The organism is Streptomyces sp. NPDC000404 (assembly GCF_040300365.1).
In the GTDB taxonomy this organism is placed as follows: domain Bacteria; phylum Actinomycetota; class Actinomycetes; order Streptomycetales; family Streptomycetaceae; genus Streptomyces; species Streptomyces ramulosus.
In genome coordinates, this window is record NZ_JBEPDN010000006.1 from 425,440 (window position 1) to 442,859 (window position 17,420).

The 17,420-nt window shown below is 70.5% G+C and carries 12 protein-coding genes; 8 read left to right on the forward strand and 4 right to left on the reverse strand.

The genetic code is table 11. The features are described from left to right. Window positions 1–26: 26 nt before the first annotated feature. Window positions 27–3,269: an NACHT domain-containing protein gene (locus ABT345_RS14405; protein WP_345077383.1), complete on the reverse strand. Its 3,243-nt coding sequence runs from the start codon at window positions 3,267–3,269 to the stop codon at window positions 27–29. Window positions 3,270–4,160: 891 nt separating this feature from the next. Between ABT345_RS14405 and ABT345_RS14410 the strand changes: the two genes are divergently transcribed. Further along, a complete protein-coding gene (locus ABT345_RS14410; protein WP_345077380.1) occupies window positions 4,161–4,799 on the forward strand; it encodes a M23 family metallopeptidase in 639 nt (212 codons plus the stop codon). Here ABT345_RS14410 and ABT345_RS14415 read toward each other — a convergent pair. After that, window positions 4,781–5,395, reverse strand: a complete 615-nt coding sequence (locus tag ABT345_RS14415; RefSeq protein ID WP_345077377.1) for a TetR/AcrR family transcriptional regulator — start codon at window positions 5,393–5,395, stop codon at window positions 4,781–4,783. The two genes, ABT345_RS14410 and ABT345_RS14415, sit on opposite strands and share 19 nt — an antisense overlap. A 176-nt stretch (window positions 5,396–5,571) precedes the next feature. On the opposite strand from ABT345_RS14415, the gene ABT345_RS14420 reads away from it, so the two are divergent. Next, on the forward strand, window positions 5,572–7,167 hold the full coding sequence (locus ABT345_RS14420; protein WP_345077374.1) for an MDR family MFS transporter: 1,596 nt from the start codon (window positions 5,572–5,574) through the stop codon (window positions 7,165–7,167). Between the two features lie 275 nt (window positions 7,168–7,442). Here ABT345_RS14420 and ABT345_RS14425 read toward each other — a convergent pair whose 3' ends face one another. Continuing rightward, window positions 7,443–9,101: a helix-turn-helix domain-containing protein gene (locus tag ABT345_RS14425; RefSeq protein ID WP_345077371.1), complete on the reverse strand. Its 1,659-nt coding sequence runs from the start codon at window positions 9,099–9,101 to the stop codon at window positions 7,443–7,445. A 205-nt stretch (window positions 9,102–9,306) separates the two neighbouring features. Between ABT345_RS14425 and ABT345_RS14430 the strand changes: the two genes are divergently transcribed. The 6 genes from ABT345_RS14430 (at window position 9,307) to ABT345_RS14455 (ending at window position 15,271) form a co-directional block, all read left to right on the forward strand. Then, a complete protein-coding gene (locus tag ABT345_RS14430; protein ID WP_345077368.1) occupies window positions 9,307–10,005 on the forward strand; it encodes a DUF4232 domain-containing protein in 699 nt (232 codons plus the stop codon). A 477-nt stretch (window positions 10,006–10,482) separates the two neighbouring features. Further along, complete coding sequence (locus ABT345_RS14435; RefSeq protein WP_345077365.1) at window positions 10,483–11,013, forward strand: hypothetical protein; 531 nt, start codon at window positions 10,483–10,485, stop codon at window positions 11,011–11,013. Between the two features lie 342 nt (window positions 11,014–11,355). Beyond that, entirely contained in the window at window positions 11,356–11,985 is a 630-nt protein-coding gene (locus tag ABT345_RS14440; protein ID WP_345077362.1) for a type VII secretion target, read from the forward strand. Between the two features lie 13 nt (window positions 11,986–11,998). After that, the gene (locus ABT345_RS14445) at window positions 11,999–13,594 is read left to right on the forward strand and encodes an alpha/beta hydrolase (protein WP_345077359.1); all 1,596 of its coding nucleotides are present in this window, start codon (window positions 11,999–12,001) and stop codon (window positions 13,592–13,594) included. Window positions 13,595–13,703: 109 nt separating this feature from the next. After that, window positions 13,704–14,171 (forward strand): hypothetical protein, encoded by a 468-nt coding sequence (locus ABT345_RS14450; RefSeq protein ID WP_345077356.1) that lies wholly within the window; start codon window positions 13,704–13,706, stop codon window positions 14,169–14,171. 104 nt (window positions 14,172–14,275) lie between these two features. Continuing rightward, entirely contained in the window at window positions 14,276–15,271 is a 996-nt protein-coding gene (locus ABT345_RS14455) for a GNAT family N-acetyltransferase (RefSeq protein ID WP_345077353.1), read from the forward strand. 104 nt (window positions 15,272–15,375) lie between these two features. On the opposite strand, the gene ilvD is transcribed toward ABT345_RS14455, so the two are convergent. Beyond that, window positions 15,376–17,214 (reverse strand): dihydroxy-acid dehydratase, encoded by a 1,839-nt coding sequence (gene ilvD, locus ABT345_RS14460; RefSeq protein ID WP_345077349.1) that lies wholly within the window; start codon window positions 17,212–17,214, stop codon window positions 15,376–15,378. Between the last annotated feature and the right edge of the window lie 206 nt (window positions 17,215–17,420).

Genomic DNA, 17,420 nt, shown 5'->3' on the forward strand with positions numbered 1-17,420 from the left:
GCGGTGTTGTTTTTGGGCGGGTGCCTTCAGGTGCGTGGCTCCGGGTAGATGGTGAGTTTTACGCCGGGCGGGAGGACGGTGCCTGGGGTGGGGCGGAGGTAGGAGAGGAAGAGTTCTTCCAGGTGGGGGAGCGAGGTGAGATCCGGGATTTCGAAGAGCCCATGGCTGGTCCTCATGCCGAACACCTTCAGGGTCCGGACGCCGGGGAAGTGGGGGAGGGCAGTGCGCAGCCGGGCGGTGAGGGCTGCTTCGGGATCCCGTTCGTCGTTGACGAGGCTGAGTGTCGTCACTTGGGGGAGCTGCAGCCCGGCGGGGAGGCGGAGCGGGGCGTTGTCGTGCACTCCGAAGGTGAAATCCGTCAGTTCCGGGAGGCGGGTCAGGATCTCCCATTGTTCCTCGCCGAACTTGGAAGAGAGGCGGCGGAGCTGGATTCTGCTCAGGAGCGGCCAGGCCGTTGCCCGGCTGAATGCGGTACCGAGCGGCGCGCCGAGCGTCAGGTGTGTCAGCGGGGCGGCCGTCGAGAAGGCGTCCAAGCCCTCCGGTGGCAGCGGCAGGTGGAAGATCAAATCTTCGAGGCGGTGGAGCGCGGAGAGGCCGTGGGGGAACCTGGAGGAGCCGGTCTCGTGGAAGAAGAGCGAGCGGAAGGCGGGGAGTCCGGCCAGCGGGGAAAGATCGGTGATGTCAGGACAGCCGGACAGTGTCAGCGAACGCAGTTGCCGGGCCCTCCGGAGGAAACCGAGATCGCCGAGTGAGGGGTTGCCGATGAGAGTCAGCCCTTCGAGCCGCTCCACGTCCAGGGCATCGGCGAGTTCGGCTGCGGGGAAAGCGCCGTTGATCCACATGCGGGTGCGACCGCCGAGCGCCTTGAGAACGTTGAGTTCGGCGGTGGAATCGACCCGGTGAGGGACCTCTGGGTCGAGGTGCCGAATGATCTCTTCGGCGTACCGGCCGGTGTCGAAGGAAGACCAGTGATGAGCGAGCCGCTGCCGGACGGTGGGCGCCGGATGGTCCCGGTACCGCTTCATGACTTCCAGCGCGCCGTCCGTCCCGATCTGGGCGGCTGTGGCCACCACCTCCCGAGCCTCGTCGTCCGTCAGGCCGTCCTCGGGCCCCGGCAGCAGTTCCGCAACGAACGGCCCCACCTCGGACAGCAGACGGGACTCGTAGGCGGACCGCGGAGGCAGGATCACAGCCGCCCGCCGCTCCACAACCTCCCGCACCCCAGGCGCCAACTCCGTCGCATGCTCCAGGCAAGCCAGCGCCAGCAGATGCACCCGTAGCCGGATCGGCTCCTCCTCGATCTCATCCCCGTAAGCCACCAACTCCGTAAGGAACTCCGCCCGCTCCCGAGGCCGGGCATGGGCGACGGCCATCCGGATCACGTCCTCCCACTGGGAGTCGGCGGAATGCTGTACGAGTAAGCCCAGATCGCCCTCCTCGATCGCTGCCTTCGCGCCCAGGTAGTCCTGGAAGGTGCGGTGGATGAAGTCGACGGAGCCGGGGGTGGGTTCGCGGAGGAGGCCGCTGCGGATGAGGAGGTGGCGGAAGATCTGCGGGGCGTCGCCCTGGGCGGCGGCGACGGGGACCGAGGGCAGGGCCTGGGCGATGAGGCGTTCGGCGTGGGGGCGGTCGAGTTCGGTGCGGCCGTTGCGGATCAGCCAGTAGGCGAGGCGTTGCAGGAGCTGGATCTGCGGTTCGTCGCTCAGCTCGATGCCGTCCGGGCCGCGCATGTCGCGTTCCCGGTCGCGGCGGGCGAGCAGCATCGTGAGCGCGGCGTCGTACAGCTCCTTGCGGCCGGTGGGGAGGTAGCCGCGGCGGTCGCGGTGGAGGGCGCAGAGCAGGCCGCACATGAGCGGGTTGGTGGCGAGCCGGGCGAGGTCCTGCTTGGTGCGGACGGCGCTGAGCAGGGACGTTTCGTACGCGTCGAGGAGGTCCGGGTCGGGGGCGTCCGGGCGGGCGGCGGCGTGCCAGCGGGCGATGAAGGCCGCCACCTCCTCGCGGCCCATCGGGGCGAGGGTCTGTTCCGTGAAGCCCTCGGCGGCGAGCCAGTCCTCGCGGACGGCGGACGGGCGGGTGGTGACCAGCCACAGGTTGGCGGCGTCGGGGAAGGCGTCGAGGAGGTCGCGTAGCCAGTCGAGGGTGCGCCGCCGGTCGGCCTCGGGGATCTCGTCCAGCCCGTCGATGAGGAGCAGGCCGCGGCCGGCGGCCAGGACGCGCCCGGCCCACCCCTGGGGCTGGTCCCCGGCGACCGGGCAGCCGACGGCGGAGAGGAAGCGGTCGACGGTCGGCAGCGTGGCCGCGCGGTGCAGGGTGCGCAGCGGCAGGACGAAGGGGATGCGGCCGTAGAGGTGGGGGAGCGGGGTGTCGGCGGGTTCGCGGGTGCAGCCGACGGCGAGCCACTGGACGAGGGTGCTCTTGCCGGAGCCGGCGACGCCGCGCAGCAGAACGCGGTCGAGGTGGGCGAGGGCGCGGTCGGCCGGTTCGAGGGGCGGCGGGGCGGGCTCCGCGCCGAGGCCGTCGGGGCCGGTGAGGCCGCCGGGGTCCGAGTGGTGGCGCGGGGCCGCGCGCAGGCTCAGATAGGCGGCGTCGAGCGGCCAGCGGTCGGGGGAGTTGGTGAGGTCGATGCCGTAGATGGTCAGGCGGCTGTGCTTGCGGGCGATGTAGCCGAGGTAGTCGCGTTCGAAGGCGGCGTCGGCGGCGTGGACGGACGGCCGGCGGGCGATGAGGGTGTCGACGCGGCCGATCAGGGTGTCCAGGCGGCGGCTCTGCTCGACGAGGGTGCGGTCCGTGAACGTCGACCGCCGGCTGAAGAAGTGGATGATGTGCAGGCAGGACGTGGCGAGGAGGGTGCGGTGCAGCTCCTCGGCGTCTCGGCTGAGGCCGCGGGTGGCGCCCGGCGCGGCGGCGGTGAGGCGGGCGGCGAGGGCGGTGGCGCCGAGGTGGACGGCCTGGACGTCGTCCATGTCGAGGTCCCCGAGGGCGCCCAGGGAGGCGGCCAGCGCGTCGGCGACGGCGGTCTCCTCGTCGGCGGGGACGGGACGCTCGCTCGGGCCCGCGGCGTCGACCGCCCGGCGGACCAGCTCGGCGGCGAGTCTGTGCAGGTCCTTCGCGGTGAGGGTGCGTTTCTCGCCGCGGAACGAGACCAGTGCGGAGAGCCGGACCGGGGCGTCGGTCAGACCGGCGCCCGGCCCCTCCCGGACGAAGAGCTTCCGGACCAGCGGCCCGACCACGGATGAGGCGAGCCGGACGCCCGCGGCGGATGGATCCATGAGTGGTGGCCCCCGAGTTCCCTTGTTCTTCCTGTTGCTCGTGGTGCCGCGGCCCTGTGGGCCCGGCCCGTCGTGTGCGGCGGGGCGCCCGGCCCCGCCGTCCCGGGCGCGGATCCGGCTGCGGATACAGCCACGGATACGGCCAGGGGTGCGATCAACGCTAGGGGCGTACGGGGTGCCGGGAAGCCGTTTCGGACGGTTCCGCGGGGGCGGAGCCGGGGGCGACCCGGCGGCGTCGTGCGGCGGGCATCGCGCAAGCCCGCCGGCAGCTCCCGGCAGCCTTCCAGCGCTCCTTCCCGGCGGCCCGGAGAGAAAAGGTAACCGCCGTCACATAACCCCGGTCACATTCACTCCATTCCGAGTAACCGCGGTCACATAAAACCCCGTAAATGATGTAGAGAAGGGGGCGATGGCGGCCCGTGTGTAACCCCGGTCACAGCAGGTCGATGGTCCCGAAGCGGGCGTCAAAAGTCCCGCCGAAAGCGTTGAGAAGCCGCTTCCCGGTGACGTGCCGCACAGCGAAATTCGGGCCTACTAGGGGAATTAGGGGGAGTTTCGCGGGGGTGGGGAGAGGGGGCCGAGGAGGGGTTCGGGGCGTGTCGTCCGGGGGTGGGGCGCAGGCTCCGGCGACTGGGTGACGTAAGTCCATATGTCCAGTTCAAGCACAGTATGCCTGCCGCTCGCGCCTGGGTGAGATGGGGTGATTTGGGGGATTGATCCGCGAGGTGTGCGGGGTGTCCGGCGGACATCCGGGCCTCGTCGTGCTTACGGTCCCGGCTAGTAGAAAGGGCCCTTGGCAGCACGGCAATGGCGGGTTACCAAGGAATGGCGATGCCGGTCCGCAGCCGGAACGCAGATCCCTTTCCCTTCCTTTTCGGAGGTGCAACCCGCATGTCGAAGTTCGCCAAGCTCCGCAATTCCAAGAAGTCCGTTCTCCGTACCCGTGCGGTGGCCGTCACCGTCGGCCTCGGCGCCTCCGTCGCGCTGGGCGCGGGTATCGCGAACGCCGCGGATTCCGGGCTGACGAGCCTCACCTCGAATGTGAGCTCCACCGTCGCCAAGCAGGCCGACGCCCAGACCAAGGCCGTCCAGAACGCCAAGAAGGCCGCGAACGCCTGGGTCAAGCCGGTCGACAACTACACCCTCGGCTCCACCTTCGGCCTCGCCGGTAGCCACTGGTCGCACAACCACAGCGGTCAGGACTTCGTCGTGCCGACCGGTACCGCCGTCAAGGCCGTGCACAACGGCACCGTGGTCAAGGCCGGCCCGAACGGCGGCGGCGACGGTCCCGCGTACGGCAACGCCATCGTGATCAAGCACCCGAACGGCATGTACACCCAGTACGCCCACCTCTCGCAGATCCAGGTGAGCGTCGGCCAGACGGTCAAGACCGGTGAGCAGATCGGCCTGTCGGGCTCCACCGGCAACTCGACCGGTCCCCACCTGCACTTCGAGGTCCGCACCGGTCCCAACTACGGGTCGGGCATCGAGCCGACCGGATTCCTGCGGGCTCACGGCGATTCCGTCTGAGCTGAGTCCGGCCGGGCTGGCCGGCGGTACGGCGGGTTGGCCGCCGTGACCAGTTCCGTGGCGACCTCGAGGATGGCCTTGCGCTTCTCCTCGGGGTCGCCTTCGACGTGCTGCATCGTGAACTGACCCGCGTGCAGGGCATGGACCGCGGTCAGGCACCGCATCTGCTCGACCAGATCGGCGTCCGGGTCCTTGAGCATGTCGAACAGCTCCATCACCCGCTGCTTGAAGATCTCGCCGATGCTGAGATCCCGCACCGTGGCCTGGTTCTCGTGGACGAAGCGGAACAGCGCCTCGGCGTGGCGCAGCGCCTCGCCGTAGCGGCGGATCAGCTCGACCCGGGTCTCCGTGGAGGGCGGCTGCTCCCGTCCCCAGGCGAGGAGGTCGTCGATCGGCTGCGCCGCGTCCTCGAAGAGCCCGATGACGATGTCTTCCTTGGTCTTGAAGTGGTAGTAGAGCGCCGCCTTGGTGACGTCGAGTTGTTCGGCGATCTCGCGGAGCGAGGTCTTCTCGTAGCCGTGCGCGGAGAACAGTTCCAGTGCGGCGTCCTGGATGCGTCGGCGGGTGTTGCCCCTACGCGCCTGACCTGTGCTCATGGTGCTCTCCTGCGTCCTTGGTGCGCTGCGCCCGGCGCGTCGGGAAAAAACTTACTTGACGACCGGCTAGTGACCTCTTACCTTTCCTCATTGTATGAACTAGCCGGTCGGCAAGTAAGTAGGAGTAAGTGAGAGCGATGGGGATGTCGCGGAGAGCGACCCCAGCGGGGGGCGACATGACAACGGTCAATGAGGACAAACCGGCGCAGGTGGACCAGCCGGAGCAGGGCAAGCAGTCGGCGAGCGTGCGCGTGGTGCTCTTCGCGCTGATGATCGCGATGCTGCTCGCGATGCTCGACAACATGATCGTCGGCACCGCCATGCCCACGATCGTCGGCGAACTGGGCGGGCTTGAGCACCTGTCCTGGGTGGTCACCGCCTATACGCTCGCCACCGCCGCGTCCACCCCGATCTGGGGCAAGCTCGGCGACATGTACGGACGCAAGGGCGTGTTCCTGACGTCCATCGTGGTCTTTCTGATCGGCTCGGCGCTCTCCGGCGCGGCCCAGGACATGGGTCAGCTCATCGGCTTCCGCGCCGTGCAGGGGCTGGGCGCCGGCGGTCTGATGGTCGGCGTCATGGCGATCATCGGCGATCTGATTCCGCCGCGGGAGCGCGGCAAGTACCAGGGCATGATGGCCGGTGTCATGGCCATCGCCATGATCGGCGGTCCGCTGGTCGGCGGCACCATCACCGACCACCTCGGCTGGCGCTGGAGCTTCTACATCAACCTGCCGCTGGGCGCCGTGGCCCTCGCCATGGTCACCGCGGTGTTGCACCTGCCGAAGAAGCGGGCGCAGGCGCGCATCGACTACGTCGGCGCCGTGCTGCTCACCGTCGGCATCACCGCGCTGGTGCTGATGACGACGTGGGGCGGGACCGAGTACGACTGGGCGTCGCCGCAGATCATCGGGCTGGGCGCGGGCGCGGTCGTCGCGCTGGTGCTGTTCGTGCTGGTGGAGCGGAAGGTCGCGGAGCCGGTGCTGCCGCTGCACATCTTCCGCAACGGCAACTTCTCGCTGGTCACGCTGATCGGTTTCCTCGTCGGCTTCGTGATGTTCGGGTCGATGACCTTCCTGCCGCTGTTCCAGCAGACGGTGCAGGGCGCCTCGGCCACCAACTCCGGGCTGCTGCTCCTGCCGATGCTGCTGGCGATGATGGTGGTGTCGCTGTTCGCGGGCCGGGTCACCACCACGACCGGTAAGTACAAGGTCTTCGTGGTCGTCGGCGGCGCTCTGATCACCGTCGGTCTGGGGCTGCTGTCCCTGATGGACGTCGGCACCATCCGCTTCACCTCGGGGCTGTACATGGCGGTGCTCGGCGCCGGCATGGGCTTCCTGATGCAGACGACGATGCTGATCGCGCAGAACAGCGTGGAGATGAAGGACATGGGCGTCGGCTCGTCGTCCGCCACGCTCTTCCGGACGATCGGCGGTTCCTTCGGTGTCGCGGTCTTCGGCGCGATCTTCACCCAGCAGGTGACGGACACGATGAGCGCGCGGCTGGGCGCGGCGGGCGGCAAGCTGCCGTCCGGTGGCGCGGCGCAGCTGGACCCGAAGGGCCTGGCGCAGCTGCCGCCGATGGTGAAGGACGCGTATCTGCACGCGGTCTCCGCCGGTACGCACCAGGTCTTCCTGTGGGGCGCGCTGGTCAGCGTCATCGGGTTCGCCGCGGCGTGGTTCCTCAAGGAGATCCCGCTGCGCGGCGGTCCGGCCGCTCCCGCCGCCGAGCAGAAGGAGACCGCCCCGGCGCCCGTCGCCGAACCGGTCTGATTCACCGGTCGGCCTCTCTGGTTGGGCTTCTCCGGTCGGGCCTCTCCGGCCTGTCCGGCCTCTCTGGCCTGTCCGGCCGGGCTGACCTGCGCATACGATCAGCGGCCCCCGCTTCGGCGGGGGCCGCTTCGTACGTTGCGGGGCCGGCGGGCGTTGCGGGGCCGGCGGGCGTTCCATGGCCAAGGCTCCGGGAGCGCTGGGTGTTCCATGGCCAACGGTCCGGGACGGTTGCTGCGTTCCATGGCCAACGGTCCCGGGCGCGCCGGGACGGTCCGTCAGCTGTCGCCCCACCACTTCGCGGGGTCGCCGCCGTACGTGTACGTCGTCTTGGCGGCGGCGCCGCTGGTGCGGAACGGGCGGCCACCGTCGTTGATGGGGAGGGTGCCGCTGCGTTTGCCGCTGCTCCAGTCCAGCTCCAGGTACCAGCTGCAGTCGCAGGAGACCGCGTCCGCCCGAATGGCCAGCGCCTCCGGCTCGGTGGAGCTGACCGTACGCGGGAACGGCTTGGCCGGGATCGTCTTCCCCGCCTGCTCACCGGGGACCGCCTTGACGACCGGGCTGGTGTTGTCGAGGGCGATGGAGTACGAGGACGGGGTCAGCCCGCCGCCGCAGCCGCCGGACGGGTTGTAGTGCTGCCAGCCCAGCGCCGGACCCCGGCCCACGACCTGGACGCGCAGCGCCTCCAGCACCACCGGTTCCTTCTCCGTGCCGCGGACCACCACGCCGATGCGCGAATGTTCCGCGTCCACGCCGCCGAGGCCGCGGGCCCAGCCGACGGTGTCCCCCGTCTGCGGGGTGCCGGGCATGTTCTCCGGGGGCCGGTTGATCAGAAAGGTCTGGAAGCAGGGCAGTTCGTCGCCCCAGACGTACGGGCGGACGTTGGCCGTCAGCGGGATGCCGTCGCCGGAATGGCCACTGCCCGATCCGGCGGACGGATCGCCGGACGGGGCCTGGCCGCCCTTGCCGGGCGAGGCGGACGCGTCCTTCTCCCCGTCCTTCTCCTTCCCGTCCGCCTTCTTCCCCGTCTCCTTCTCCTTCTCCTTCGCGGTCGCCGACGGGGTGCCGTCGCCCGGGGCGTCGTCGTTCTGCGTCTTCCCGTCGCGGGCGGTGGTGACGCGGTTCGCGGCGTCGTCTCCCGAGAGGCCGTACGTGGCGGTGGCCGCGAGCGCGGCGACGACGGCCACCGCCGCGGCGATGAGGAGCGGGCGCCGCTGCCGGGACGCCTTCGGAGGAACGGCCGATGCGGCGTTCCCGGCCGCTTCCCGGTCCGCGCGGGCGGCCGGGCGCGGGGCCCGTTTCGCCGGAGGAGGAGCGGCCGCGTTCCGGGCGGCGCGCTCGTCCGGCGTCAGGTCGGCCGGCACCGGCACGGAATGGGCCGCGTTCCCGGCCGCGGCTTCGTCCGGGTGGACGGCCGGCGGCGTGTAGATCATCTCCGGTGCGGGCGGCTCCATCGCGGTGGCCGACGAGGCCGCCGCCGCGTCCCGTGCCCACTCCGGCTGCCGTCCCGCGGTGCCCCCCGACACCGGCTCGGACGGCGACTTCGCGGTCTGCTCCGGCTCCGGACCGGGCGTCGGCTCCGCCCGCGTGCCGCTCGCCGCCGACGCCGCTCCCGGCGTGGGCACCGCCGCCGTCTCCGGCTCCGGTGCCTCCTCGCGCTCCCCGCCCGCCGGGCGCTTCTTCCCGCTCCGGGCGGCCGACGCCAGAATCCATCGCCGGTGCAGCTCGACCAGCTCGTCGGGCTTCGCGCCGCAGAACCGGCCGAGGCGTTCCGCGGGCGCGAACTCGGCGGGTACCGCGTCGCCGTTGCAGTAGCGGTGCAGCGTCGACGTGCTCACGTGCAGCCGCTTCGCCAGCGTGCCGTAACTCTGTCCCGAACGCCCCTTCAACTCCCGCAGCATGGCCGCGAAGGAGCCCTCCCCATCGTCCTTCGTCATGCCTCAACTATTCCACCCGTTCCAGGCAGGCGTTCCAGGCTGTGGATAACCCTGCAGGTCAGGAGGGTTGGAATCGTTCCGGCGTCCCGTAAGAGCCGGGAATCCTTGCAGCTGGCGGGCTGGAACGGCGAATGTGATGACCACGCCGCGGCGTTGAGGTTCTCCACCGCGGTCATCCACTTCCATCACGTACCTGAGGTTCGTCATGTCTGTTCTTCGCCGTGTCCGCAAGCCCGCCCTCTTCGCCGTCACCGCCCTCGCGGCCCTCTCCCTGACCGCCTGCGGCCCCGCGGACGGCAAGGACGACGCGCTCAAGTCCGTGCCCACCGCGTCGGAGGGGCAGGGGCAGAACACCAGCGACGTCAAGGGCGGTGAGAGCGGCGGTAAGGGAGAGGCGCGCGCCTCCACCGAGCGCGGCGACGGCGCCGGCCAGGGCGGCGCCGGCCGGCAGAACGCCTCCGGGGACGACGCCCAGGGGGAGACGACCTGCACCGGCGCGAACGTGAAGGCCGAGGTCTCCCAGGCCTCGCGGCCGATCAACCACCTGCTCATCAAGATCACCAACACCGGCAGCAAGCGCTGCAACGCCTACTACGCCCCCGCGCTCCGCTTCGACGAGGACCAGGCCGCCACCCGCGAGCTGGAGGACTCCAAGCCGCAGGCCGTCGTCAGCGTCGAGCCCGGTGAGTCCGCGTACGCCGGTGTCGGTCTGACGGGCGAGCCGAGCGAGGACACCCACCTGCGCGACGCACGCAACCTGGAGATCCACTTCAAGGGCATAGACGAGAACGAGCCCGACGCCGGCCACAGCGTCAACCTCGCCCTGCCGGACGGTACGAAGATCGACGACAACGCCTTCGTCACCTACTGGCAGACCGACCCCAACACCGCGCTCTCCTTCTGAGCCGATGGGGTCCCCCGACCTCCGCGCCCGGCGGTGTCCTTCCCCCGTCCCGCCGGGCGCGGAGCCTGAACCCGGCACCGGCCCGGCGCACCCCGCGCCGGGCCGCGGCGCCCGCGCCTCCTGGAGAAGGCCAAGCAGGACAGCATCCCCATTCAGGCGCTGCCGCTCACCGCCGGTCCGTGCGAGTTGATAAACACGGACACCGCCCTTCTCCGGCTTCCCGAAGGGGCGCACGGCGGCCTGGGTTGAGACCGATATGAAGGACAACTGGTGACCGATATCGCAGGAGTTGAGTGACTGCAGTTCCGTTACGATCGCTGCGCGACCACGACCTTTCCCCGCGCGAGTCCGTCGAGTTCATTCCGCGTCTTCTGGAGGAATTCTCATGTCCGTCCGCCGACTCGAACTGAGCGCACTCCAGTGGCGCAAGTCGAGTTACAGCAAGCCGGACGGCGGCCAGGGCGGTGTGGTGTCCGAGTGCTGAGGTTCGGGGGCGACAGCGGGCGGCGGCGCGACAGGGTGATCGCGGGCGCGGCGGTGATCGTCGTGGCCACGCTCTTCGGGCTGTTCTGGGTGACCGACAAGGGGACGCCCCTGGGGAGCCGGGAAGGGGCACTCGCCTCGGCGCAGCAGCAGGTCCGGGAGGTGGCCGCCGATGCCGGTATCGCTATCGGCGGGCGGTACAACCCGGGTGCGTCCTACGAGGCGTGCGACCGGCGCGGCGTCCCGGCGCCCGCCGGGGGCCCGTTCACCCTGACGTACACCGCGTATGGGGACCTGCCCGACCGGCTGCACATCGCCGCACTGCGACGGCTGCGGACGGCGCTGGAACGGAAAGACGGCGTCGAGGTCACCGCGTACGAGGAACGGCCGCAGGTGCAGGAGGCCCAACTCGACGCCGCCGACGAGCCGCACCGCAGTCACATAGCCGTCGCCTCCGCCAAACCGCCGCACACGGTCCGGCTGGCGGTCACCACGGAATGCCTTCAGCCGCCGACGGGACGGTAGCGCAGCAGCGCCCCCATCGTGCCCCCACCGCGCTCCTTCCTTGCCCGCCGTATGGGCGAGGAAATGTGAGGCGCCGTCGGGGGAGAACAGGTCGGCGAGGCCGGCGCGGGAGGCCGGTGCCGCCGCCTCCCGGCGCGCACGCCCGGTTGACGGCGTTGGACGCGGCGTTCGATCTGCTGAAACACGGGTGGGGTCGGGGTGAGCGGCGAGTGGCAGCCGGTTGGGGCGGATTCGGTCTGCGTTGTCAGTACCGGTTGGTAGCGTCGTAGGCGTTGGTTCGTGACATTCGGTTCGGGATCTGGTCCGTGATCTGGTCCGTGATGTTCGGGGGGAGAGAAGAGCGTGTCCGGAAAGCTCACCGTCGCGCCGGAAGAGCTGCGCGCCTCGGCGCATGCCCAGGACGCCATCGCCGACGACCTCAAGAAGCCCTGTGGCAAGGCCGTCAGCGATTCGGCGGCGGCCGGTGACTCCCTTCACGGCTGGTCCGTCGCCTCGTCGTTGCACATGATCAGCGAGACCTGGCAGCCCGCCCTGGACGGGCTGCAGAAGCGCCTGAAGACGGGCGCCGGCAATCTCCGTGACACCGCGGAGAACCACGAGTGGAACGAACAGTGGGTCGACCAGGACTTCGAGGACTTCGACGGCGACATGGAGGACGTCATCATGACCGCCCCGGCGTCGGCCGGCCCCGCAGCGACGGTGTCCGTGGGGCTGCCGAGTCCGGGTGCGTCGGATCCGGCGCGGGACGCGGCCGGCGGTGGGCCGGTCTCCGTGGGGCTGCCGCGCCCCGGTACGGCTGACCTCGCGCGCGAAGCGGTCGGCGGCGCGCCGCCGGACGGCCCCGGCAGGCCGTCGTTCGACACGGACGCCATGCTGCACGCCAAACCCGCGATGCCGGTCTACGACCCCGGCGAGGTGCGGCCCGCTCCCGCCGAGCGGCCCCGGGGCACCGACACCAACCCCTTCGGATAGGCGGCGGTACGCCATGACGTCCGACTACGCACGCCTGCTGAAGCAGGATTTCGGGGACCTCAAGGCCGCCTCCGAGTCGTGGCAGCGGGTCTCCGAAGAGATGGAGACGGCCTTCGACCGGCACCGTACGAAGGTCACCGGCCCGCTCCACGCCGACTGGGAGGGCGACGACGCCGAGGCGGCGCTGACGTTCCTCGAAGACATCGAGATGCGCCTGCACGTCGCCCGTACGGAAGCGATGACGATCGCCAAGACCCTCGGTACCACGCACTTCTGGATGGAGCAGTCCCAGACCGACCTGCGCAACGCGGTCCGCAGCGCCGAGTCCGAAGGGTTCGTCGTCGACGACTCCGGCGCCGTGGGCGAGGCCAGCTGTGAGGCGGACGAGAGTCCGGACGAGGCGAAGAGCAAGCTCGACCGGATGAAGCGCTTCCAGGACGAGATCGACACCGCGGTCAAGGACGCCCGGAAGGCCAGCGCCGACGGGCACAAGGCGCTGTCGGAACTGCGCGGCGACCTCATGGACCGCTCCAACAAGCACATGGCCGCCGAGTCCGCCGCCGACGCCCAGCAGGCCATGAAGGACATCGGGGTCCAGGGTCCGCAGATCCCCGACAACCCCAAGGATGCCGCCGCCTGGTGGAAGGCGTTGGACGACGACACCCGCCGCGAATACACCACCCTCTACCCGGAGCGGATCGGCAAGACCAACGGCCTGCCCAGCGACGTCCGCGACGACGCCAACCGCCTGCGGCTGGACCAGGAGCTGAACTTCGTCGAGGGAAGCGACCAGGCCGTCCCCGGCATCCCGGAAGATCGCCACAACCTCCAGGTCCTCAAGGACGAGCTGGACAAACGCGACGGCGCCACCGGCAGCAAACGGCTCTACCTCCTCGACTTCGACGAGTTCGAGGACGGTAAGGCCGTCATCGCCATGGGCAATCCGGACACCGCCGACAACGTCGGCGTCCAGGTGCCCGGCACCGGCACGACGATGGACTCCACCGGCGGTCAGCTCAACCGGCTCGGAAAGCTCCAGCGCTCCGCCGAGGAGGCCGAGCCGTCCGAGAGCACCTCGATGGTCTACTGGCTCGGCTACGACGCCCCCGAGGTTCCGGTCGCCGAGGCGCCCAACCTCGCCGTCGCGGGCACCGGCCGCGCCGATGACGCGGCCCCGGCCCTACGGGACTTCACCCACGGGCTGCGCGCCTCCCGCGAGGGCGACACCCCCGCCCATATGACGGTTCTCGGCCACAGCTACGGCGCCACCGTCGTCGGCGACGCGGACGCCGGCGGCAAGGGGCTGGGAGCCGACGACATATCCGTCGTGGGCAGCCCCGGCATGACCGTCGACCGCGCCTCCGACCTGCACGTCGGCGCCGACCACTTCTACTCCGGGGTCGCTGGGGACGACCCGATCCGCCAAGCCCAGGGCCTCACCCTCGGCCCCGACCCCAACACCCAGGTCTTCGGCGGCACCCGCTTCAGCACCGACACCCACGGCCACAGCGGCTACTGGGACGACAACAGCAAGAGCCTTGCCAATCAGGGCCGGATCATCGCCGGCGACAAGCCGGACAAGGCGATGTATGCGCCCATCCAGATGTGAGTCCTCGGCGGGGGCCGGTGTGCGGCGGCCCCCGCGTGCGGACCGCCGCATACGTGCCCTCCTGTCCGCCCTGGCCGTCACGGCCCTCCTGTCCACCACCGGAGCCTGCATGTCCGACACCTCCGCAGACCTGAACAAGCCACTACCGCGCAAGAGCCGCGATGCCTCGCTGACCTGGGCGAAGCAGTACGTCGCCGCGATGGCCCACCACGCGGGCGTCACCATCGGCGACAGGTTCGGCCCGTTCACCTCCTTCGAGGACTGCGTCGGCGCGGGCGACGAGGTGGCCGACGACGGCCGGTACACCCTGACGTACACCGTCTACGCCGATGTCCGGCGGGAGGAGCAGATACCGGCCGTCCGCAAGCTCCGCGCGGTCCTGAAGGCACAGGGCGACATGGACGTCTCCGGCTACGAAGAGCGCCCCGGGGAACAGCAGGTCATCCTCGACGGCACGCATACGAAGGAGCATTTCTCCCTCATCGCCGACAGCGTCCGCAAGACCCCCGACCTCCTCCGCCTCTCCGTCAGCACTCCCTGCTTCCTTCCGCCGGGGGCGGCACAGCAGAAGTTCTGATCGATGCCGTGTCCCTCAACAAGCGGGCGAAAAGCGCCAGTTGATACGTGTGCGTACCGAAAATTCCCCGCGCGCCGCGGGCAGGCCGTGGCTACGGTGACCCGATGACGGAATTCCTTGTACTGGACGGAACGCAGAACGAACGCGCGGCCTGGCAGCGGGACTTCGAGCGGCGGCTGCGGGACGTGTACCTCGCCGCCGGGCTCGGGGCGGAAGCGGCGGAGATCCGGGTCGGCAAGGTCTGCGAGCGGGAGAAGGCCGCGGAGTGGACCGTCGCGGAGATCACCCATGGCGGCGCCCGGATCGGGTACGTCGCGGTGGGTGTCACCGCCGACCACGGCATATCCGCCGGCCGCATCGGCGACCTCTGGGTCGACGCCGCCCACGCAGGTCAGGGCCATGAACAGGCGGCCCGCGCCTGGGCCGAGGCCTGGTGTGCCGAGCGCGGCGCCCGGCGGATCAACGTCCGGGTCGCCGGGCCGGACGGCGGACTCTTCGCCGGCTACCCGGTCGAGGGCGAGGTGCGGATGCGGGTCTTCGACGGTGCGCCGCCGTCGTCCGACCACGCCACCGACCGGGCCACCGGTCAAGCCACCGACCGGGCCACCGGTCAGGCCATGGGCCAGACCGCCAGCCGGATCACCGCGCGGCCGATGACGGCGGACGAGTTCCCGGGCTGGCTCGCCGCCGAGAAGGACGCCTATGTGTTCGGCATCGTCCGCGCCGGGGCGCTGAGCCAGGAGGAGGCCCTCCGCAAGTCGGACAAGGACTTCGCGGAGCTGCTTCCCCAGGATCTGTCCACCCCCGGCCACGCCCTTCTCGTCCTGGAAGCCGCGGGCGCCCCCGTCGGCGCCGCCTGGCTCCACCACGGCCATCTGCCCGGCGTCACCTACGGCTTCAGCCTCAACGTCGACGCCGAGCACCGCGGCAAGGGCTACGGCCACGGCGCGATGGTGGTGGGCGAACAGGCCACCCGCGCCGCCGGCGACACGGCGCTGATGTTCACGGTGTGGGGCGGGAACGAGGTGGCGATGAAGCTGTACGACAGCGCCGGTTACCGGGTGCTGGAGAGCAGCCGGTCGCTTCCCGTTTCCAGCTGACTTCCCCGCCGCGCTCCGGCGGATCCCCCGCGGCCCGTGCCGGGAGAATCCCGTGGGCCCCCGCCACCCGGCGAGGGCCCACGCGCAACAGGGCCGGCGTCGGCTCAGCCCAGCTTGCTCACATCGCGCACCGCGCCCTTGTCCGCGCTGGTGGCCATCGCGGCGTAGGCGCGCAGCGCCTGGGAGACCTTGCGGTCGCGGTCCTTGGGGGCGTAGACGCCGCCGAGCGCCAGCCGGCGGGACTCCAGCTCGGTGTCGGGGACGAGGAGTTCGATGGAGCGGTTGGGGATGTCGATGCGGATGCGGTCGCCGTTCTCGACGAGGGCGATGGTGCCGCCGGACGCCGCCTCCGGGGAGGCGTGGCCGATGGAGAGGCCCGAGGTGCCGCCGGAGAAGCGGCCGTCGGTGACGAGCGCGCACGCCTTGCCCAGACCGCGGCCCTTCAGGAACGACGTCGGGTACAGCATCTCCTGCATACCGGGGCCGCCCTTGGGGCCCTCGTAGCGGATGACGACGACGTCACCCTCCTTGACCTGCTTCTTCAAGATCGCGTCGACCGCGGCTTCCTGGGACTCGCAGACCACGGCGGGGCCCTCGAACGTCCAGATCGACTCGTCGACACCGGCGGTCTTCACGACGCAGCCGTCCACGGCGAGGTTGCCGTAGAGGATCGCCAGGCCGCCCTCGGTGGAGTAGGCGTGCTCGATGTCGCGGATGCAGCCGTTCGCCGCGTCGGTGTCCAGCGACTCCCACCGCTCCGACTGGGAGAACGCGCTGGCCGAACGGACACAGCCGGGAGCCGCGTGGAACAGCTCGGTCGCCTCCGCGGACGGGGAGCCGCCGCGGATGTCCCAGTTCTTCAGCCAGTCGGCGAGTGAGGGGGAGTGGACGGTGTGGACGTCCTCGTTGAGCAGCCCGGCGCGGTACAGCTCGCCGAGGATGGCGGGGATGCCGCCGGCGCGGTGCACGTCCTCCATGTAGTACGCGCCGTTCGGGGCGACCTTCGACAGGCACGGGAGCTTCCGCGACAGCTCGTCGATCTTCTTCATGTCGAAGTCCAGCTCGGCCTCCTGCGCGGCGGCCAGCAGGTGCAGGATCGTGTTGGTCGAGCCGCCCATGGCGATGTCGAGCGCGACGGCGTTCTCGAACGCGGCGCGGGAGCCGACGGAGCGCGGCAGGACGGTGGTGTCGTCCTGCTCGTAGTGGCGCTTGGTGATCTCGACGACGGTGCGTCCGGCGTTCTCGTACAGCGCCTTGCGGGCGGTGTGGGTGGCGAGGACGGAGCCGTTGCCGGGCAGGGCCAGACCGATCGCCTCGGTCAGGCAGTTCATGGAGTTGGCGGTGAACATGCCGGAACAGGAACCGCAGGTCGGGCAGGCGTTCTGCTCGATGCGGAGGATGTCCTCGTCGGAGACGTTCTCGTTGACCGCCTCGGAGATGGCGTTGACGAGGTCGAGCTTGCGGACCGTGCCGTCGACCAGCGTGGTCTGCCCGGCCTCCATCGGGCCGCCGGAGACGAAGACGGTGGGGATGTTGAGGCGCATCGCGGCCATCAGCATGCCCGGGGTGATCTTGTCGCAGTTGGAGATGCAGATCAGCGCGTCCGCGCAGTGCGCCTCGACCATGTACTCGACGGAGTCGGCGATCAGATCGCGCGACGGCAGGCTGTAGAGCATCCCGCCGTGGCCCATCGCGATGCCGTCGTCGACGGCGATGGTGTTGAACTCCCGGGCGATGCCGCCCGCCGCGTGGATCGCCTCGGAGACGATGCGGCCCACCGGCTGGAGGTGGGTGTGGCCCGGCACGAACTCCGTGAAGCTGTTGGCCACGGCGATGATCGGCTTGCCGAAGTCCTCCCGCGCTACGCCGCTGGCCTGCATAAGGGCTCGGGCGCCGGCCATGTTGCGGCCATGGGTAACGGTGCGGGACCTCAGCTCGGGCACGATGGTCACTCCCTAGGGGATCGTCTCGGACGACCGCCGCTGCGGCACCGGAAGGAGGCGTGCGCCCCGCCGCGTACCGGCGGCGTCGTACATCAGCCGTCCTGTATCAGCTGCTGCCGAGAGTACGCTGCCGATCCGCGATCCGGACAACTCCTCCGCATGGTGAGACGGGTGACCGGAGTGCGGACGGACCCCGAGGCCGGTGC